Source organism: Actibacterium sp. (assembly GCF_055134745.1).
The window spans coordinates 25,195-41,686 of the sequence record NZ_JBSRVX010000050.1 but is presented as its reverse complement, the minus strand read 5'-3'; the positions used below and the strand labels follow the sequence as shown (position 1 = coordinate 41,686).

Annotated in this window: 12 protein-coding genes; 11 read left to right on the top strand and 1 reads right to left on the bottom strand. The window is 61.8% G+C overall.

Translation table 11 applies throughout. From position 1 onward, the window contains the following. Window positions 1–58: 58 nt before the first annotated feature. The 8 genes from ACTCHC_RS10500 (at window position 59) to ACTCHC_RS10465 (ending at window position 9,902) form a co-directional block, all read left to right on the top strand. Complete coding sequence (locus tag ACTCHC_RS10500; protein ID WP_463022443.1) at window positions 59–484, top strand: VOC family protein; 426 nt, start codon at window positions 59–61, stop codon at window positions 482–484. 353 nt (window positions 485–837) lie between these two features. Then, a complete protein-coding gene (locus ACTCHC_RS10495; protein WP_463022442.1) occupies window positions 838–2,319 on the top strand; it encodes an aldehyde dehydrogenase family protein in 1,482 nt (493 codons plus the stop codon). Between the two features lie 118 nt (window positions 2,320–2,437). Next, window positions 2,438–3,202: an SDR family NAD(P)-dependent oxidoreductase gene (locus tag ACTCHC_RS10490; protein ID WP_463022441.1), complete on the top strand. Its 765-nt coding sequence runs from the start codon at window positions 2,438–2,440 to the stop codon at window positions 3,200–3,202. 282 nt (window positions 3,203–3,484) lie between these two features. Beyond that, window positions 3,485–4,648, top strand: coding sequence for an isovaleryl-CoA dehydrogenase (locus ACTCHC_RS10485; protein WP_463022440.1), 1,164 nt, complete (start codon window positions 3,485–3,487; stop codon window positions 4,646–4,648). Further along, window positions 4,648–6,255, top strand: coding sequence for a carboxyl transferase domain-containing protein (locus ACTCHC_RS10480; RefSeq protein ID WP_463022439.1), 1,608 nt, complete (start codon window positions 4,648–4,650; stop codon window positions 6,253–6,255). The genes ACTCHC_RS10485 and ACTCHC_RS10480 overlap by 1 nt, the downstream gene beginning before the upstream one ends. Before the next feature lie 11 nt (window positions 6,256–6,266). Further along, complete coding sequence (locus ACTCHC_RS10475; RefSeq protein WP_463022438.1) at window positions 6,267–8,270, top strand: acetyl/propionyl/methylcrotonyl-CoA carboxylase subunit alpha; 2,004 nt, start codon at window positions 6,267–6,269, stop codon at window positions 8,268–8,270. Beyond that, entirely contained in the window at window positions 8,263–9,120 is an 858-nt protein-coding gene (locus ACTCHC_RS10470) for a hydroxymethylglutaryl-CoA lyase (protein WP_463022437.1), read from the top strand. Before ACTCHC_RS10475 ends, ACTCHC_RS10470 begins: the two co-directional genes overlap by 8 nt. Continuing rightward, window positions 9,117–9,902 (top strand): crotonase/enoyl-CoA hydratase family protein, encoded by a 786-nt coding sequence (locus ACTCHC_RS10465; protein ID WP_463022436.1) that lies wholly within the window; start codon window positions 9,117–9,119, stop codon window positions 9,900–9,902. Before ACTCHC_RS10470 ends, ACTCHC_RS10465 begins: the two co-directional genes overlap by 4 nt. Before the next feature lie 67 nt (window positions 9,903–9,969). Here the strand turns inward: ACTCHC_RS10465 and ACTCHC_RS10460 are convergent, their stop codons facing one another. Further along, window positions 9,970–11,004, bottom strand: coding sequence for an alcohol dehydrogenase catalytic domain-containing protein (locus ACTCHC_RS10460; protein WP_463022435.1), 1,035 nt, complete (start codon window positions 11,002–11,004; stop codon window positions 9,970–9,972). 249 nt (window positions 11,005–11,253) lie between these two features. On the opposite strand from ACTCHC_RS10460, the gene ACTCHC_RS10455 reads away from it, so the two are divergent. The 3 genes from ACTCHC_RS10455 to ACTCHC_RS10445 all read left to right on the top strand — a co-directional run bounded on the left by ACTCHC_RS10455 (window position 11,254) and on the right by ACTCHC_RS10445 (window position 16,430). Next, window positions 11,254–12,225 carry an efflux RND transporter periplasmic adaptor subunit gene (locus tag ACTCHC_RS10455; RefSeq protein WP_463022434.1) on the top strand — a complete coding sequence of 324 codons (972 nt, stop codon included), beginning with the start codon at window positions 11,254–11,256 and terminating at the stop codon, window positions 12,223–12,225. Beyond that, the gene (locus ACTCHC_RS10450) at window positions 12,218–15,442 is read left to right on the top strand and encodes an efflux RND transporter permease subunit (protein WP_463022433.1); all 3,225 of its coding nucleotides are present in this window, start codon (window positions 12,218–12,220) and stop codon (window positions 15,440–15,442) included. The genes ACTCHC_RS10455 and ACTCHC_RS10450 overlap by 8 nt, the downstream gene beginning before the upstream one ends. Before the next feature lie 166 nt (window positions 15,443–15,608). Continuing rightward, window positions 15,609–16,430 carry an enoyl-CoA hydratase-related protein gene (locus ACTCHC_RS10445; protein WP_463022432.1) on the top strand — a complete coding sequence of 274 codons (822 nt, stop codon included), beginning with the start codon at window positions 15,609–15,611 and terminating at the stop codon, window positions 16,428–16,430. The last annotated feature ends 62 nt before the right edge of the window (window positions 16,431–16,492 follow it).

Below are 16,492 nucleotides of genomic sequence, written 5' to 3'. Positions count from 1 at the left end.
ACCATTGCGGCGGGCGCCAAACAAGGTGCCCGCTGCCTGTTTGTGGGGGGAGGCGCGGATGAGCAAGATATTCGGGGTTCCGGCCCAGAACGGATATGTCGTCGAAGATATTGACCAGGCGATCGACCATTGGGTGAAGGTTCTGGGGGTTGGTCCCTTTTTCAAGCGCGCCCATGCCAAGCTGTCGGATTATCAGTTCAACGGGGTGGCTTGCGCCCCGGATCTGTCCATCGCCATCGGATATTGCGGAAATTTTCAGATCGAATTGATCCAGCAGCACAATGATGCGCCATCCCATTACAAGGATTTCATCGACCGTTACGGATATGGCTTGCATCACATCCTGTGTGTGACGCCGGGCCTGTCGCTGAAAGATAACCTGGCAAGGCTGGCCGAGCTTGGATATGTCCCCGCCTCAAGCGGCAAGATATCGGGTGGCGGAAATTTCGCCTATTTCGCACGGATACGATTCCAGGCACGGTGATCGAAATCGGCGATGGCAGCCCCGAGGTGCGCGAGATATTCGCCGCAATCCATCAGGCATCTGTCGACTGGGATGGCAGTGACCCGGTGCGCGAATTGCCGCTGGGTGGCTGATGGCACATATGCCACATTGCGTGGCGGCGCGGCGCGGGGCATCCTGAAAAGGAAAGGTGCAGCCCTTGAGGACCATTGGCAAATGTCGCACGCAGAATGGAGTATGAACATATCATGGCCCCGATCTGTGACGACCAGATACCAAGGTTTCCAAGGCGCAATTAAAGTTCTTGATGCCTGACGCCGTCCTGGGCGTCAGGCGCTGGATTACCAAACTGACCAATGCGGGAGGATACGCATATGACACTGGATATCGTTTCATCGCGGGAAAGCATTCTTGCCAACTCGCCCAAGCAACTTCTGATCGATGGAAAATGGGTTCCGGCCAAGTCCGGCAAGACATTTCAGACGATCAACCCGGCCAATGGCAAGGTTCTGGCCGACATCGCCTATGGCGACAAGGAAGACATCGATCTGGCCGTTGCCGCCGCGCGCCGCGCGTTTGAAGGGGACTGGTCGAAAGTATCGCCGTTTGACCGGCAGGCCATTTTGCTGCGTCTGGCCGATCTGGTCGACAAGCATTTCGACGAAATCGCCTATCTGGACACGATGGATATGGGGGGACCGCTGTCGCGCACCATTTTGGGGCGGCGGCGTGCGGTTGGGTTGCTGCGCTATTACGCCGGTCTGGCCACGTCGATGCATGGGCTGACGATCCCGAACTCGGCCCCCGGCAACCCGCTGACCTATACGCTGCGCGAACCTGTGGGCGTGGTCGGTGCGATCAACCCGTGGAACGGCCCCTTTGGGCTGAGCGTGTGGAAATTGGCCCCGGCGATTGCCACCGGCTGTACCGTCGTTCTGAAGCCTGCCGAACAGGCACCGCTGTCGCCGCTGTTCCTGGGGCAGCTTTGCCTTGACGCAGGCGTGCCGCCGGGTGTTGTGAACGTCGTTCCTGGCACGCCTTCGGCCGGTGCGGCGCTGGCGGCGCATCCCGATGTCAACAAGATCGCTTTTACCGGTTCGACCGAAGTTGGCCAGAAGATCATCCAGGCATCGGCCGGCAATTTGAAGCGGCTGTCGCTGGAGCTTGGTGGCAAATCCCCCAACATCGTCTTTGCCGATGCCGATCTGGACAAGGCCGTGCCGGGCGCCGCGATGGCGGTTTATTCCAATTCGGGCCAGATCTGCAGCGCAGGCACGCGTCTGTTCATCGAAGAAGCGGTATACGACGAATTCGTCGAAAAGGTTGCCAATTTCACCAAGACGCTGCGTGTGGGCGATCCGCTGGACCCGGAAACCCAGCTTGGTCCGCTTGTGTCGTCCGAACAGTTTGATCGGGTGACCGGCTATCTGGCGCTGGGCAAGGAACAGGGTGCCAATGTAGCCGTGGGGGGGGAAGCCTATGCAGACGGCCCCAATTCCCAAGGTTACTTCGTCAAGCCGACCCTGTTCAGCAACGTCAAGGATGACATGCGGATCGCCAAGGAAGAAATCTTTGGGCCGGTCATTTCCGCGCTGCCCTTCAATGATATCGAGGACGTGCTGCGCCGCGCCAACAGCACCGAATACGGTCTGGGCAGCGGCGTGTGGACGCGCGACATCAACAAGGCGCAGTATATCTCGCGGGGGCTCAAGGCCGGGTCGGTCTGGGTGAACTGCTATCAGTTGATGGATCCCGCTGTGCCATTCGGTGGTTACAAGATGAGCGGCTATGGCCGCGAATCCGGGATGGAGCATCTGGAGGAGTTCATGGAAACCAAATCCGTCTGGATCGCCTGATTACAGCCGGGGCCCCGCCGCAATGCAGGGCCCCGCATCATTAGCCAAAAGTATCTGAATGCGACTGTTGCCCGGTGCCGGGCCGCAGCGTGATTTTCTGACAGGAAAGGGAGAGAGAATGCAACTGAAGGACAAGCGTGTCATCATCACCGCCGCCGCCTCGGGCATGGGGCGCGCCGGGGTAGAGCTGTTCGCCAAAGAGGGTGCTTTTGTCGTCGCCGTTGACCGCGACGGCGATGGTCTGGCCTCGCTGGCCAAGGATGTGCGCGCCGCGGGCGGCAAGGTTGAAACGATCACCGCCGATCTGCTGGATACCGATGTCTGTCGCGATGTGGTGAACAAATCGGCCGAAATCATGGGTGGGCTTGACGTGCTGTGGGCCCATGCCGGCCTGCCGGGCAAGCGCGAGATCGAAGATCTGGATCTGGATGCCTATGAGCGCACGATGAACCTGAACGTGCGCACCGGTCTGGTGATGACAAGTGCCGCCATCCCGCACCTGCGCAAGACCAAAGGATCAATACTGTTCACGGCGTCGATCGCCGGTCTGAAAGGCGCATCGGTCAGCCCGATCTATTCGGCGGCGAAATTCGCGGTGATCGGCATGGGGCGGTCCTTGTCCAGCCGGTATGCGCCTGAAGGCATTCGCGTCAATGTGGTTTGCCCCGGCCCGGTGGAAACGCCGATGCTGCCGCAGTTCATGGACCCCGATGCCGATCCCGAACTGGCCAAGCAGGCGCTGCAGCGCACCCGCAATGCTGTGCCTTTGGGCCGCGTGGGCCGACCCGAGGAAATCGCCGCCGCCGCGCTGTGGCTGTCATCGGACGCGGCGTCGTTTGTGACTGGCGTTGCCTTGCCCGTGGATGGTGGAACCATCGCCTGACCTCGTTTGGCGCCCCGGTGATTTCGGGGCGCCGACCTGATGCTCGGCTTTGAGGGGGCGTGATGACCGCCCATCATTTTCGCGCGCAAGAAAATTTCATCAAACCTGGCATTATTGTCGGAATCGACTTGTTCCCCGTCACGCAGATGGGGATAACTGACCCCAGAAAAGGGCGGCAAACCAGCCTGTTTCGTTCTTTTTCGAAGGGGCTGGGCGGTTGCCTGTGGCACAAGCAGTGCCGGTATGGTCAATGCCGGCGTGCTGCATTTCAAGGAGCGGACGATGTTCAATGCGAGTATGAAATTCGATCTGGGCGAAGACGTGAACGCGCTGCGCGACATGGTGCATCGCTGGGCGCAGGAACGGGTGAAACCGCTTGCCGCTGAAACCGACGCCAAGAATGAATTTCCTGCAGAACTGTGGCGCGAAATGGGGGATCTGGGCCTGCTGGGCATTACTGTGCCCGAAGAAGATGGCGGCGCGGGCATGAGCTATCTTGCGCATACGATTGCGGTGGAAGAAATGGCGCGGGCCTCGGCCTCGATCGCGCTGTCGTATGGGGCGCATTCCAACCTGTGCGTGAACCAGATCAAGCTGAACGCAACGCCCGAGCAGAAGGCGAAATATCTGCCCAAGCTGATCAGCGGCGAACATGTCGGCGCGCTGGCCATGTCCGAGGCGGGTGCCGGTTCGGATGTCGTCGGTATGAAGCTGCGGGCGGAAAAGAAGAATGGTTATTACAAGCTGAACGGCACCAAGTTCTGGATCACCAACGGGCCGGATGCCGATACGCTGGTCGTCTATGCCAAGACCGACCCTGAAGCCGGATCGAAAGGGATCACTGCCTTCATCGTGGAAAAAACCATGAAGGGTTTCAGCACATCGCCGCATTTCGACAAGCTGGGCATGCGCGGATCGAACACGGCCGAGCTGATCTTTGAAGATGTCGAAGTGCCGTTCGAAAACGTTCTGGGCCAGGAAGGCAAAGGCGTGCGCGTGCTGATGTCGGGGCTGGATTACGAACGGGTCGTGCTGTCTGGCATCGGCACCGGCATCATGGCCGCCTGTCTGGACGAAATCATGCCCTATATAGCCGAGCGCAAACAGTTCGGCCAGCCGATCGGAAGCTTTCAGCTGATGCAGGGCAAGATCGCCGATATGTATACCAAGATGAATTCGGCCCGCGCCTATACCTATGAGGTCGCGCGGTCTTGTGACCGGGGTCAGGTCACGCGGCAGGATGCGGCGGCCTGTGTATTGTATGCCTCCGAGGAAGCCATGGTTGTGGCGCATCAGGCGGTGCAGGCCATGGGTGGGGCAGGGTTCATGAATGAAACCCCCGTCAGCCGTCTGTTCCGCGATGCCAAGCTGATGGAGATCGGCGCAGGCACATCGGAAATCCGCCGTATGTTGATTGGGCGCGAATTGATGGGGGCGATGCAGTAATGGCCGTTCTGAAATCCCAGATTTCCCCCCGGTCCGATGCCTTTGCCGCCAATGTGAAGGCGCATCTGGCGGCGATGGCCCCGGTGCAAGAGGCCGCCCAGGCGTCACTGACCGGTGGCGATCAGAAATCGCGCGACCGCCATTTATCGCGTGGCAAGATCCTGCCGCGGGAACGGGTCGAGCGGCTGCTTGATCCCGGTTCGCCGTTTCTAGAGGTGGGCATGTTCGCGGCCCATGGTCTGTATGGCAATCAGGTGCCGGCGGCCGGTGCCATTGCCGGGGTGGGCCGGGTTGCCGGGCGCGAAGTGATGATTGTGTGCAATGATGCCACTGTCAAAGGCGGCACCTATTATCCGGTGACGGTCAAGAAGCACCTGCGCGCGCAGGAAATCGCCGAACAGAACGGGCTGCCCTGCGTCTATCTGGTGGATAGCGGCGGCGCCAACCTGCCCAATCAGGATGAGGTTTTTCCCGACCGCGACCATTTCGGGCGCATCTTTTTCAATCAGGCCAATATGTCGGCCAAGGGCATTCCGCAGATCGCCGTGGTGATGGGGTCGTGCACCGCCGGGGGCGCCTATGTGCCTGCGATGTCGGATGTCACCATCATCGTGCGTGACCAGGGCACGATCTTTCTGGCTGGCCCGCCACTGGTCAAGGCCGCCACGGGCGAGGTGGTGACGGCCGAAGATCTGGGCGGCGGTGATGTGCATACGCGCCTGTCGGGTGTGGCCGATTATCTGGCCGACAATGACGCGCATGCGCTGGCACTGGCCCGTCAGGCGGTGGCCAATCTGAACCGGCCCAAGACGAATTACCTGGACCTGCAACCGGTCGAAGAACCGCTTTATGACCCGGATGAAATTCTGGGCGTTGTGCCCGCCGACCTGAAAACCCCCTATGACATTCGCGAAGTGATCGCACGAACCGTGGACGGGTCGCGGTTTGATGAATTCAAGGCGCGCTATGGCACCACGCTGGTCTGTGGTTTTGCCCATATCATGGGAATGCCGGTGGGCATCATCGCCAATAACGGCGTGCTGTTTTCGGAATCCGCCGTGAAGGGCGCGCATTTCGTAGAATTGTGTTCACAGCGCAAGATCCCGCTGGTGTTCCTGCAGAACATCACGGGGTTCATGGTCGGGCAGAAATACGAATCCGGCGGGATTGCCAAGGATGGCGCCAAGCTGGTGACAGCCGTATCCACCACATCGGTGCCCAAGATCACCATGCTGGTGGGCGGGTCGTTTGGCGCGGGCAATTACGGGATGTGCGGTCGGGCGTTTTCGCCACGTTTCCTGTGGACATGGCCCAACAGCCGGATTTCGGTCATGGGCGGCGAACAGGCGGCGGGCGTTCTGGCCACGGTGCGCCGCGCCACGATCGAACGCGCAGGCCAAAGCTGGAGCGCCGAGGCCGAAGCCGAATTCAAGGCCCCGACCATCAAGATGTTCGAGGAACAGTCGCATCCGCTCTATGCCTCGGCCCGGTTGTGGGACGATGGCATTGTCGATCCGCGCAAGACACGTCAGGTGCTGGCGCTCAGCCTGTCGGCGGCACTGAACGCGCCGGTGGAAGAGACACGCTTTGGCGTGTTCCGGATGTAAGGGGGCTGACTATGTTCAAGAAAATTCTGATCGCCAATCGCGGCGAAATCGCCTGCCGCGTCATCGCGACGGCCCGTCGTCTGGGGATTCAGACGGTGGCGGTTTATTCCGATGCCGATGCGCTGTCCAAACATGTGGCCCTGGCCGATGAGGCCGTGCATATTGGCCCGGCCCCGGTGGCCGAAAGCTATCTGAGGGGCGATGTCATCATCGCGGCGGCCAAGGCGACCGGCGCGCAGGCGATCCATCCCGGTTATGGCTTTCTGTCGGAAAATCCCGGTTTCGTGGATGCGGTCGTGGCGGCCGGGCTGGTCTTTATAGGCCCGACTTCTGGCGCGATCCGTGCCATGGGGCTGAAAGACGCGGCCAAGGCCTTGATGGAAAAGGCCGGCGTGCCGGTCGTGCCCGGCTATCACGGCGACAACCAGAATCCCGATTTTCTGGCCGGAGAGGCCGACGCCATCGGATACCCCGTGCTGATCAAGGCGCGTGCGGGCGGCGGCGGCAAAGGCATGCGGCTGGTCGAAGACCCCAAGGATTTCAAATCGGCACTGGAAGGCGCGCAGCGCGAAGGCCAGTCCAGCTTTGGCGATCCGGCCTGTTTGATCGAAAAATACATCACCAAGCCGCGCCATATCGAAATTCAGGTATTCGGCGACAGCCATGGCAATGCGGTATCGCTGTTTGAACGCGACTGTTCCTTGCAGCGCCGCCATCAAAAGGTGATCGAGGAAGCCCCCGCGCCGGGCATGTCGGACGAAATGCGCGCCGCCATGGGCCGCGCGGCGGTCGAGGCGGCCAAGGCTATCGGTTATCAAGGCGCCGGCACGATCGAATTCATTGTGGACGGGTCCGACGGGCTGCGGGCGGATCGGTTCTGGTTCATGGAAATGAACACCCGTCTGCAGGTGGAACATCCGGTCTCCGAGGCGATAACGGGGCTGGATTTCGTCGAATTGCAGTTGCGTGTGGCGGCGGGCGAACCCCTGCCGTTCAAACAGGACGATCTGAAAATCAACGGCTGGGCGTTCGAGGCCCGCGTTTACGCCGAAGATGTGCCCAAGGGTTTTTTGCCCGCCACGGGCACGCTGGATCATCTGACGTTCCCGCAGGGCGCGGAATTCGGGCGCGGTGCTTTGCGCATCGACAGCGGTGTGCGGCAGGGTGATGTGATCAGCCCGTTCTATGACCCGATGATCGCCAAGGTGATCGTGCATGGCCCCGACCGGGCCGCAGCACTGAACATGCTGGATGCGGCACTGGCGGGCACCCATGTGGCCGGCTCCGTCACCAACCTGGAATTTCTGGGCGCGCTGGCCCGGCATGACGGTTTTGGCCGGGGCGAGGTCGATACCGGCCTGATCGGGCGCGATCTGGACGATCTGATCGCCAGCCCCGCAACGCCCGAAGCGGTGATCGCGCTGGCGGGTATCGGCGCGCTGGGCCTGTTGGACAAACCGGCGGGCAATGACCCCTGGGATGCGCGCAATGGCTGGCGGCACTGGTCGCAGGCCACCCATCATGCGCGACTGGATCAGGGCGAGCATCGGCTGGACCGTCAGGTGCAGGATCTGGGGCAGGGCGTCTTTCATGTCACCGGTGGCGATGCGCCGCTGGATCTGCGCATCAAGGCGCTGGATGGCACGGCGGTTGAACTGACCCTGGGCGACCACACCAGCCGCGCCGACCTTGTAATCACCGGGCAGCGTGTCACCGTTTTCGCGGGCGGTCTGACCTTCGGTTTTGACATCCCCGACGATCTGAACAGTGGCGATGACGGCGGTGCGGGCGGTGACAGCGTGTCGGCGCCGATGCCGGGGCAGGTGACGCTGGTTCATGCCAAGGCGGGGCAGGCCGTGACCCGCGGCGATGCGCTGTTGGTGCTTGAGGCGATGAAGATGGAACACACGCTGTCGGCCCCGCGCGACGGCGTGGTGGCCGAGGTTCTGGTGGCCAAGGGCGATCAGGTGACCGATGGCACGATCCTGCTGAAGCTGGAGATCGCCGATGCCTGACCATGTCACCATCTTCGAAATGGGTCCGCGCGACGGGTTGCAGAACGAAAAGGCGCTGATATCGACCGCCGACAAGATCGCGCTGGTCGATATGCTGTCGGATTGCGGGTTCAGCCGGATCGAGGTGACCAGTTTCGTCAGCCCCAAATGGGTGCCGCAAATGGCCGATGCCGCCGATGTGCTGGCGGGCATCACCCGCCGCACAGGCGTGTCCTATGCCGCGCTGACGCCCAACCTGCGCGGGTTTGAATCCGCGCTGGCCGCGCGCGCCGACGAGGTAGCGATTTTCGGCGCGGCCTCTGAAGGATTCAGCCAGAAGAACATCAACTGTTCGATCCAGGAAAGCCTGGAACGTTTTGCCCCCGTGCTGGCGGCGGCGCAGGCCAGCGGCACGCCGGTGCGCGGCTATGTATCTTGCGTGACCGACTGCCCCTATGATGGGCCGGTGGCCCCGGCGCAGGTGGCCGATGTGGCGGGCAAACTGCTGGCGATGGGCTGCTATGAGATCAGCCTGGGCGATACGATCGGCCATGGCACGCCCGAAACCATCGGCGCGATGCTGGATGCGGTTCTGGCGGTGGTTCCGGCCGATAAGCTGGCCGGACATTACCACGATACCAAGGGCCGCGCGCTGGACAATATCCGCGTCAGTCTGGATCGCGGATTGCGAGTGTTCGATGCGGCGGCGGGCGGTCTGGGCGGCTGCCCCTATGCGCCGGGCGCCAAGGGCAATGTCGCGACCGAGGCTGTGGTGGCAATGCTGGCAGCGGCTGGATATGACACCGGAATTGATCCCGTGCGTCTGGCACGCGCAGCCGAATTTGCGAAATCATTAAGGACAACCGAATGACCAGCTTTGAAACCCTGACCGTAAATATCGACGCGCGCGGGGTGGCCTATGTCGGGCTGAACCGGGCCGACAAGCGCAACGCGCTGTCGCCGCAGATGCTGATTGATCTGTCGGATATGGCGATGACGCTGGGCCGCAGCGACGATATTCGCGCGATTGTGCTGTCGGGCGAGGGGTCAGTCTTTTGTGCGGGCGGCGATCTGAACTGGATGCGCGAACAGATCATGGGCGACCGCACCACGCGGATGCGCGAGGCCCGCAAGCTGGCGATGATGCTGAACACCCTGAACGAGATGCCCAAGCCGTTGATCGGGCGTGTGCATGGGGGTGCCTTTGGTGGTGGCATCGGTATGTGCTGTGTCTGCGACGTGGCCATCGCGCTGGAAGGCACAAAATTCGGCCTGACCGAAACCAAGCTGGGCATTACACCGGCCACGATCAGCCCCTATGTCATGGCGCGGATCGGCGAAGGCCATGCGCGGCGGATCTTCATGTCATCGCGTATTTTCGATGCGCCAGAAGCCAAGGCGCTGGGTATCGTTGCCGATGTGGCATCCGCAGATCAGATCGACGCGGCGATCGAGGCACAGGTTGCGCCCTATCTGGTTGTTGCCCCCAAGGCAGTGGGCGAGGCCAAGGCGCTGGCGCGTCTGCTGGGCCCGCGCATTGATGCGGCGATGATCGACGAAACCATCAGCCGTCTGGCCGATATCTGGGAAGGCGACGAAGCGCGAGAAGGGATCGAGGCCTTTTTGAACAAACGCCCCGCACCCTGGGCGTAATAAGGCTCAGATATCGCATTAGGAATGTGTGGCAAGCCATTGATATTCATGGCTTGCCGCTTTCATTTCAGGGCTTCAATACGACCTTCAGAACACCATCTTCGCGCTTGTCGAACATGCGATAGGCCTCGGTGCCTTCGGAAAGGGACATCCGGTGGGTGATCTGCTGTTCGGGGTGCAGATGACCGGTGCGCACCAGTTCCGTCAGTTCGGGCAGGAAACGCTGCACCGAACAGATGCTGGGGCGGAAGGTCAGCCCCTTGCGGAAGGCATCGACCATCGGGAAATCGTAACGCGGCAGGCCCGCGCCGATCACCGAAACCGTGCTTTGCTGGCCAGCCAGCGCGATCGCCAGATCGGTGGTGGGGGCGATGCCCACCACCTCGACAGTGCAATCCAGCATCCGGCCTTTTGTGGCCTCACGCACGGCCTCGACCGCATTGGCCGGGTCCAGCGGAATCGCGCCCAGCTTGGCGGCCGCGGCGCGGCGTTCGGGGATCAGGTCAATCGCATAGACAACGCTGGCGCCCATAACCATCGCGATTTCCACCGCGTTCAGCCCGATTGGCCCCAGCCCGATGATGCCCACGCTTTTGCCCGGCCCGATATCGGCATTGTAACAGCCGATATGGGCGGTGGGCAGGCTGTCGGTCAGCATCAGGGCCTGGTCCTCGGTGATGCCTTCGGGCACCTTGATGGCGTTGAAATCGGCGGCAGGCACCACGATCGCTTCGGACTGACAGCCTGGCAGGCCACGCCCGATGCCATAAACCCGCACGCCGCCGTTTTCACATTTGTTCACCAGCCCTTCATAGCAGGGGCGGCAGGCGCCGCAGCCGACCGAACCGGGGATCATCACCTTGTCGCCCGCACGCAGGGTGGTCACGGCGCTGCCCACTTCCATCACCTCGCCCACCGCTTCGTGGCCGACGCTGTAACATTCCTCGCTGGCGGGCATATGGCCGTGCAGGATGTGCAGATCGCTGCCGCAGATGCTGCAGCTGGTGATCTTGATCAGCGCGTCGCGCTTGTCCACGGCTTTGGGGTCGGGCAGCGATTCATACCGAATATCGCCCGGTCCGTGATAGGCTAGTCCCTTCATCGTTTTCCTCCGCTTGGGGTATATGCCCCTTTGATTTTGGTGAAGTTTACCGTCAGTCAGGCTGTATGCAACCTGTATTGCGGGGCTGCGACATCGCGGCGGTAATGGGGGAAGTTCATCATGGGTATTTACATATTCCCAAGTTTGAATATATCAGTGTCCGATCGCCAGACGAATTGACCGAAGTCAACACGGCACCCGGTGAAAGCCGCTAGTCTGGCGAAAACATAACGCGCACAGGAGGCTGTCATGCTTCGACTATCCATCGCCCTGATCACATTGCTTGCGGCCCAGGGCGCCGCCGCCGAGATTGTGGAACTGCGGCCATCCCCTGTGACGGTCTGGAAATCGGTTTACGGAGAGGTCGAGCCCCGCGACCTGATCCCGGCGCGCGCGCGCATCAGCGGCACGCTGGTCGCGCTGGATGTCAGCGCGGGTGATCGCGTGCAGGTCGGCCAGCCTATCGCGCGGGTCGAGGATGACAAGCTGGCCTTTCAGATCAACGCGATCGACGCGCAACTGGGGGCGCTGCGCACCCAGTTGGCAACCGCCCGCACCGATCTGGAGCGCGGGCAGTCACTGGATCAACGCGGTGTCATCACCGCGCAGCGTCTGGACCAGTTGAGAACCGCCGTTGATGTTCTGCAAAGCAATATCGAAAGCACCGAGGCCCAGCGCTTTGGCATCGAGCAGCAGATTGCCGAAGGCGCGGTGCTGTCGCCGGTGGCCGGTATCGTCTTGCAGGTGCCCGTTGCGCGCGGATCGGTGATCGGGCCGGGCGAAACCGTGGCGCAGATTGCCGGGGGCGGGGTGTTCTTGCGCCTGGCGCTGCCGGAACGCTATGCCGCCGCGCTGACGGTGGGGGATGAGATCCGCATCGGGGATGGCGCGCAATCCCAAAGCGGCAAGCTGGTCAAGGTCTATCCCCAGATCGCCGGTGGCAGGGTGCTGACAGATGTCGAGGTCGCCGGGCTGGAAGATCGTTTCATCGGGCTGCGGGTGCCGGTGCGCCTGCCAATCGGCGAAACGACCGCGTATCTGGTGCCGCAAGGCGCGCTGTCGCGCCACGGAGGGCTGGATTTCGTGACTGTTGAAACGGCTGGCGTGCCGGTTCAGCGCGTGGTGGTGCCCGGCAACACCCATATGCGCGATGGTGAACAATGGGTTGAAATTCTTTCGGGACTTGCCGAAGGCGACAAGGTGCTGACCAGCCATGACTGAAGATAACAATCCCAAGGCTTTGGGTCTTGCCGGCCGGATCACCCAGGCCTTCATCGCATCGCCGCTGACACCACTGTTCCTGATGGCATCGCTGGCCGTCGGGCTGATCGCGCTGATGTCGCTGCCGCGCGAGGAAGAGCCGCAGATTTCCGTGCCGCTGGTCGATATTCACATACAGGCCGCCGGCCTGAGAGCCGAAGATGCCGTCAAGCTGGTGACCGAACCGATGGAAAACATCGTCAAGGGGATCAGCGGAGTGGAACATGTCTATTCCTCGACCCGCGACGATCAGGCGATGGTCACCGCGCGCTTTACCGTTGGCCTGTCGGCCGATACCGCCATCTTGCGGGTGCGTGACAAGATACTGGCCAATCTGGACCGCATCCCCAAGGGCATTCCGCAGCCGCTGGTGGTCGGGCGCGGCATCAATGACGTGGCCATCGTCACGCTGACCCTTACGCCCGCCCAAGGGCAGGAAGGCGTCACCAGCGCCGATCTGACGCGCGTCGCCCGCGAGGTGGAGGTGCAACTGACCCGGATCGAGGATGTGGGCCTGACCTATCTGGTGGGGGCGACATCTGACGCGCTGCGCATCGCGCCCGATCCTGAAAAGCTGGCGCTTTATGGCGTGACGTTGCAGCAGCTGGCCGGCAAGGTCGAAGGGGCCAATTCGTCGGCCCCGGCGGGATTGATCCGCAAGGATGGCGGGCAGATCGGGCTGGTTCTGGGGCAGACGCTGAAAACCCCCGAAGAGATCGGCCTGCTGGAGGTCACCACCCGCGACGGGCGCACCGTCTATGTCAGGGATCTGGCCGAGATCAGTTTTGTCTCGGGCATGGAGGAATATCATGTCGCCAGCCTGCACCGCACGGATGATGGCGCGATTGAGCGCAGCCCGGCGGTGACGCTGGCGCTGGCCAAGCGGGCCGGGGCGAATGCCGTCGTGGTCGCCGAACAGATCCTGCATCAGGTCGAGGCGATGCAGGGGCGGGTGATCCCCGACAGTATCGATGTGGAAGTGACACGCGATTACGGTGAAACAGCCGCCGAAAAGGCCAATGAACTGCTGTTCCATCTGGGCCTGGCGACAATCTCGATCGTCGCGCTGGTGCTGTTCGCCATCGGTTGGCGCGAGGCCATCGTGGTGGCTGTGGTCATCCCTGTTACCATTCTGCTGACGCTGTTTGCCGCCTATATCATGGGTTATACGCTGAACCGGGTGTCGCTGTTCGCGTTGATCTTCTCGATCGGTATTCTGGTCGATGACGCCATCGTGGTGATTGAAAACATCGCCCGGCACTGGGCGCTGGATCCGCGCAAATCGCGGCTGCGCGCTGCCGTGGCAGCGGTGGCAGAGGTGGGTAACCCCACCATCGTGGCCACACTGACCGTGGTGGTGGCATTGTTGCCGATGCTGTTCGTCTCAGGGCTGATGGGTCCCTATATGAGCCCGATTCCGGCCAATGCCTCGGCGGCGATGATCTTTTCATTCTTTGTCGCGGTGACGATCACGCCCTGGCTGATGCTCAAGGTCGCCGGGCGCGCTGACATGTCGGCGCATGGCGACGAAGATGCATTCGGCGGGCACAGGCATTTCAGCCCGCTGGGCCGGTTCTATGCGCGCATTGCCCGCCCGATCCTGCGCAGCAAGAAGGTTTCGTGGATATTCCTGCTGGCGACGGTGTTTCTGTCTTTCGGTTCACTGGGCGCGCTTTACACCAAGGATGTCACCGTCAAGCTGCTGCCCTTCGACAACAAGTCGGAACTGGCCGTGGTGATCGACATGCCCGAAGGCACATCGGTCGAGGCCACCGATGCCGTGGCGCAGGATGCCGCCCGCATCGCCATGCAACTGCCCGAGGTGCATTCGGCCCAGACCTTTTCCGGCACCGCCGCCCCGTTCAATTTCAACGGGCTGGTGCGGCATTATTTTCTGCGGCAGACGCCCGAAGTGGGCGAGGTGCAGCTGAACCTGGCGCATAAGGCCGAGCGCGAGCGCGCCAGCCATGACATCGCGCTGGAACTGCGCGGGATGCTGGCCGATCTGACGCTTCCGCCGGGCGCCAGCATAAAGGTGGTCGAACCGCCGCCGGGGCCGCCGGTGATCGCCACCTTGCTGGCCGAAATCTATGGTCCCGATGCCGAAACCCGGCGCGCGGTCGCCACCCAGGTGCGCGCGGCTTTTGCCGCTGTGCCCTTCGTGGTGGATATCGACGACAGTTTCGGGATGCAGCCCGACCGGTTGCGCGTCGAGATGAGTGCCAGCGATCTGGATTTCTATCGGGTGCAGGAAGCCGATGCCCTGCAGACGCTGCAATTGCTGAACGGCGAAACCACGGTCGGCTATTCGCATCGCGGCGAGGGGCGACCCCCGATCCCGATCGTGCTGGCCCGTGACAAGGCCGACAAGGTGATGGATGAACGCACGCTGTCCACGCCTGTTCCGGCCAATGCCTTGCCGGGCGGGCGCGGTGTGGTCGAATTGGGCGATGTCATCCGATTACAGCAGGAGCCGGCCAGTTTCCCGATCTTCCGCCATAATGGCCGCCCGGCCGAGATGGTCACGGCCGAACTGGCCGGCACGTTCGAGGCCCCGCTGTATGGTATGATCGCTGTGCAGGAACAGATCGACGCGATGGATTGGGGTGATCTGCCCAAACCGCGCATCAGCCTGCATGGCCAGCCCATCGACGATGCAGAATCGGTGCTGCTGTGGGATGGCGAATGGGAGGTCACATGGGTGACATTCCGCGACATGGGGGCGGCCTTTGGTGTGGCGTTGCTGGGGATCTATATTCTGGTGGTCGCGCAGTTTGGCAGCTTCCGACTGCCGCTGGTGATCCTGACGCCGGTTCCGCTGACCTTTCTGGGCATCATGTTGGGGCATTGGCTGTTGGGGGCGCCGTTTTCTGCCACCTCGATGATCGGGTTCATCGCGCTGGCGGGGATAATCGTGCGCAATTCGATACTGCTTGTCGATTTCATCCGGCATGCAGATCCCGATGGCAAGGTCACTGTCGATATCCTGATCGAAGCAGGGGCTACCCGGTTCAAGCCGATCCTGCTGACGGCGATTGCCGCCATGATCGGTGCGGTGGTGATCCTGGCCGACCCGATCTTTCAGGGGCTGGCGATTTCGCTGTTGTTCGGTCTGGCGTCGTCCACCGCGCTGACGGTTCTGGTGATCCCGGCGATCTATCGGATTTTCAAGACCTGAGCCCGCCCGGTGTCACCGGGAATGCCAAGTTCCATGCCGGCCCGAAAATTCCTTCTTTCGGGCCGGTCTTTTTTTGCCCATACATAGGTCAGCGATCTATTTTTGCATCCGGGTTGTGCGATGATACGCCATGCCGGGACGCGCGCGCGCCGAGGGGAGGGCAAGCATGAATCCGACGACAGTTCTTATCGAGATTGACGAAGGGGTGGCGCATATAGTGCTGAACCGCCCCGAAAAGCGAAATGCGATGTCGCGAGCGTTCTGGGCGGAACTGCCGCAGGTGGTTCGCCAGATTGACGATCAGTCATTGGCGCGGGTGATCGTGATTTCCTCGACCGGGTCCTATTTCAGCAGCGGAATTGACACATCCATGTTCGGCACGGCCGGGATCGGCAGTGATCCGCTTGCAGCGCGCTTGGCCCGATATGAGGATATCAAAACGTTGCAGCAGACATTCACCGCGCTGGAAAACTGTCGCGTACCGGTGATTGCGGCAATACAGGGCGGCTGTCTGGGAGGTGGTGTCGATCTGGTCAGCGCCTGCTGCATTCGGTTGGCAGCGGCGGACGCGTTTTTTTCGGTGTTTGAAATCAATGTGGGCCTGCCGCCCGATACCGGGTCGATCCCGCGCCTGTTGCGGCTGTTGCCCGAAGGGATTGTGCGCGAACTGGCCTATAGCGGGCGCAAGATGGATGCCGCCGAGGCGCAACAGCGGGGGTTCGTCAATCAGGTCTATGCCGATCATGCCGAATTATTGGACGAAGCGATGAAGCTGGCGCGGCAGATCGCGGCGAAGGCCCCGATCGCGGTTCACGCAGCCAAGCATCTGATCACCTATGGCCGCGATCACAGCACCGAAGATACGCTGACACAAGTGGCGCTGTGGGTCGGGGGGATTGTGCCCAGCGAACAGATTCTGGAGGCCGCCCGCGCGAACAAGGAAAAACGTCCCGCCCTGTTCGCAGACCTGCCCAGGCGCGACGGATAACCGTCATCAAAACGAGATCGGCCAGCTGGATCCGGCCGCCGCAAGATATTCATGGTGGAGAA

Bases quoted from the DNA above. Each gene is read 5' to 3' on its own strand.
- ACTCHC_RS10500 (WP_463022443.1), top strand. From the start codon at position 59: ATGAGCAAGATATTCGGGGTTCCGGCCCAGAACGGATATGTCGTCGAA.
- ACTCHC_RS10495 (WP_463022442.1), top strand. From the start codon at position 838: ATGACACTGGATATCGTTTCATCGCGGGAAAGCATTCTTGCCAACTCG.
- ACTCHC_RS10490 (WP_463022441.1), top strand. From the start codon at position 2,438: ATGCAACTGAAGGACAAGCGTGTCATCATCACCGCCGCCGCCTCGGGC.
- ACTCHC_RS10485 (WP_463022440.1), top strand. From the start codon at position 3,485: ATGTTCAATGCGAGTATGAAATTCGATCTGGGCGAAGACGTGAACGCG.
- ACTCHC_RS10480 (WP_463022439.1), top strand. From the start codon at position 4,648: ATGGCCGTTCTGAAATCCCAGATTTCCCCCCGGTCCGATGCCTTTGCC.
- ACTCHC_RS10475 (WP_463022438.1), top strand. From the start codon at position 6,267: ATGTTCAAGAAAATTCTGATCGCCAATCGCGGCGAAATCGCCTGCCGC.
- ACTCHC_RS10470 (WP_463022437.1), top strand. From the start codon at position 8,263: ATGCCTGACCATGTCACCATCTTCGAAATGGGTCCGCGCGACGGGTTG.
- ACTCHC_RS10465 (WP_463022436.1), top strand. From the start codon at position 9,117: ATGACCAGCTTTGAAACCCTGACCGTAAATATCGACGCGCGCGGGGTG.
- ACTCHC_RS10460 (WP_463022435.1), bottom strand. From the start codon at position 11,004: ATGAAGGGACTAGCCTATCACGGACCGGGCGATATTCGGTATGAATCG.
- ACTCHC_RS10455 (WP_463022434.1), top strand. From the start codon at position 11,254: ATGCTTCGACTATCCATCGCCCTGATCACATTGCTTGCGGCCCAGGGC.
- ACTCHC_RS10450 (WP_463022433.1), top strand. From the start codon at position 12,218: ATGACTGAAGATAACAATCCCAAGGCTTTGGGTCTTGCCGGCCGGATC.
- ACTCHC_RS10445 (WP_463022432.1), top strand. From the start codon at position 15,609: ATGAATCCGACGACAGTTCTTATCGAGATTGACGAAGGGGTGGCGCAT.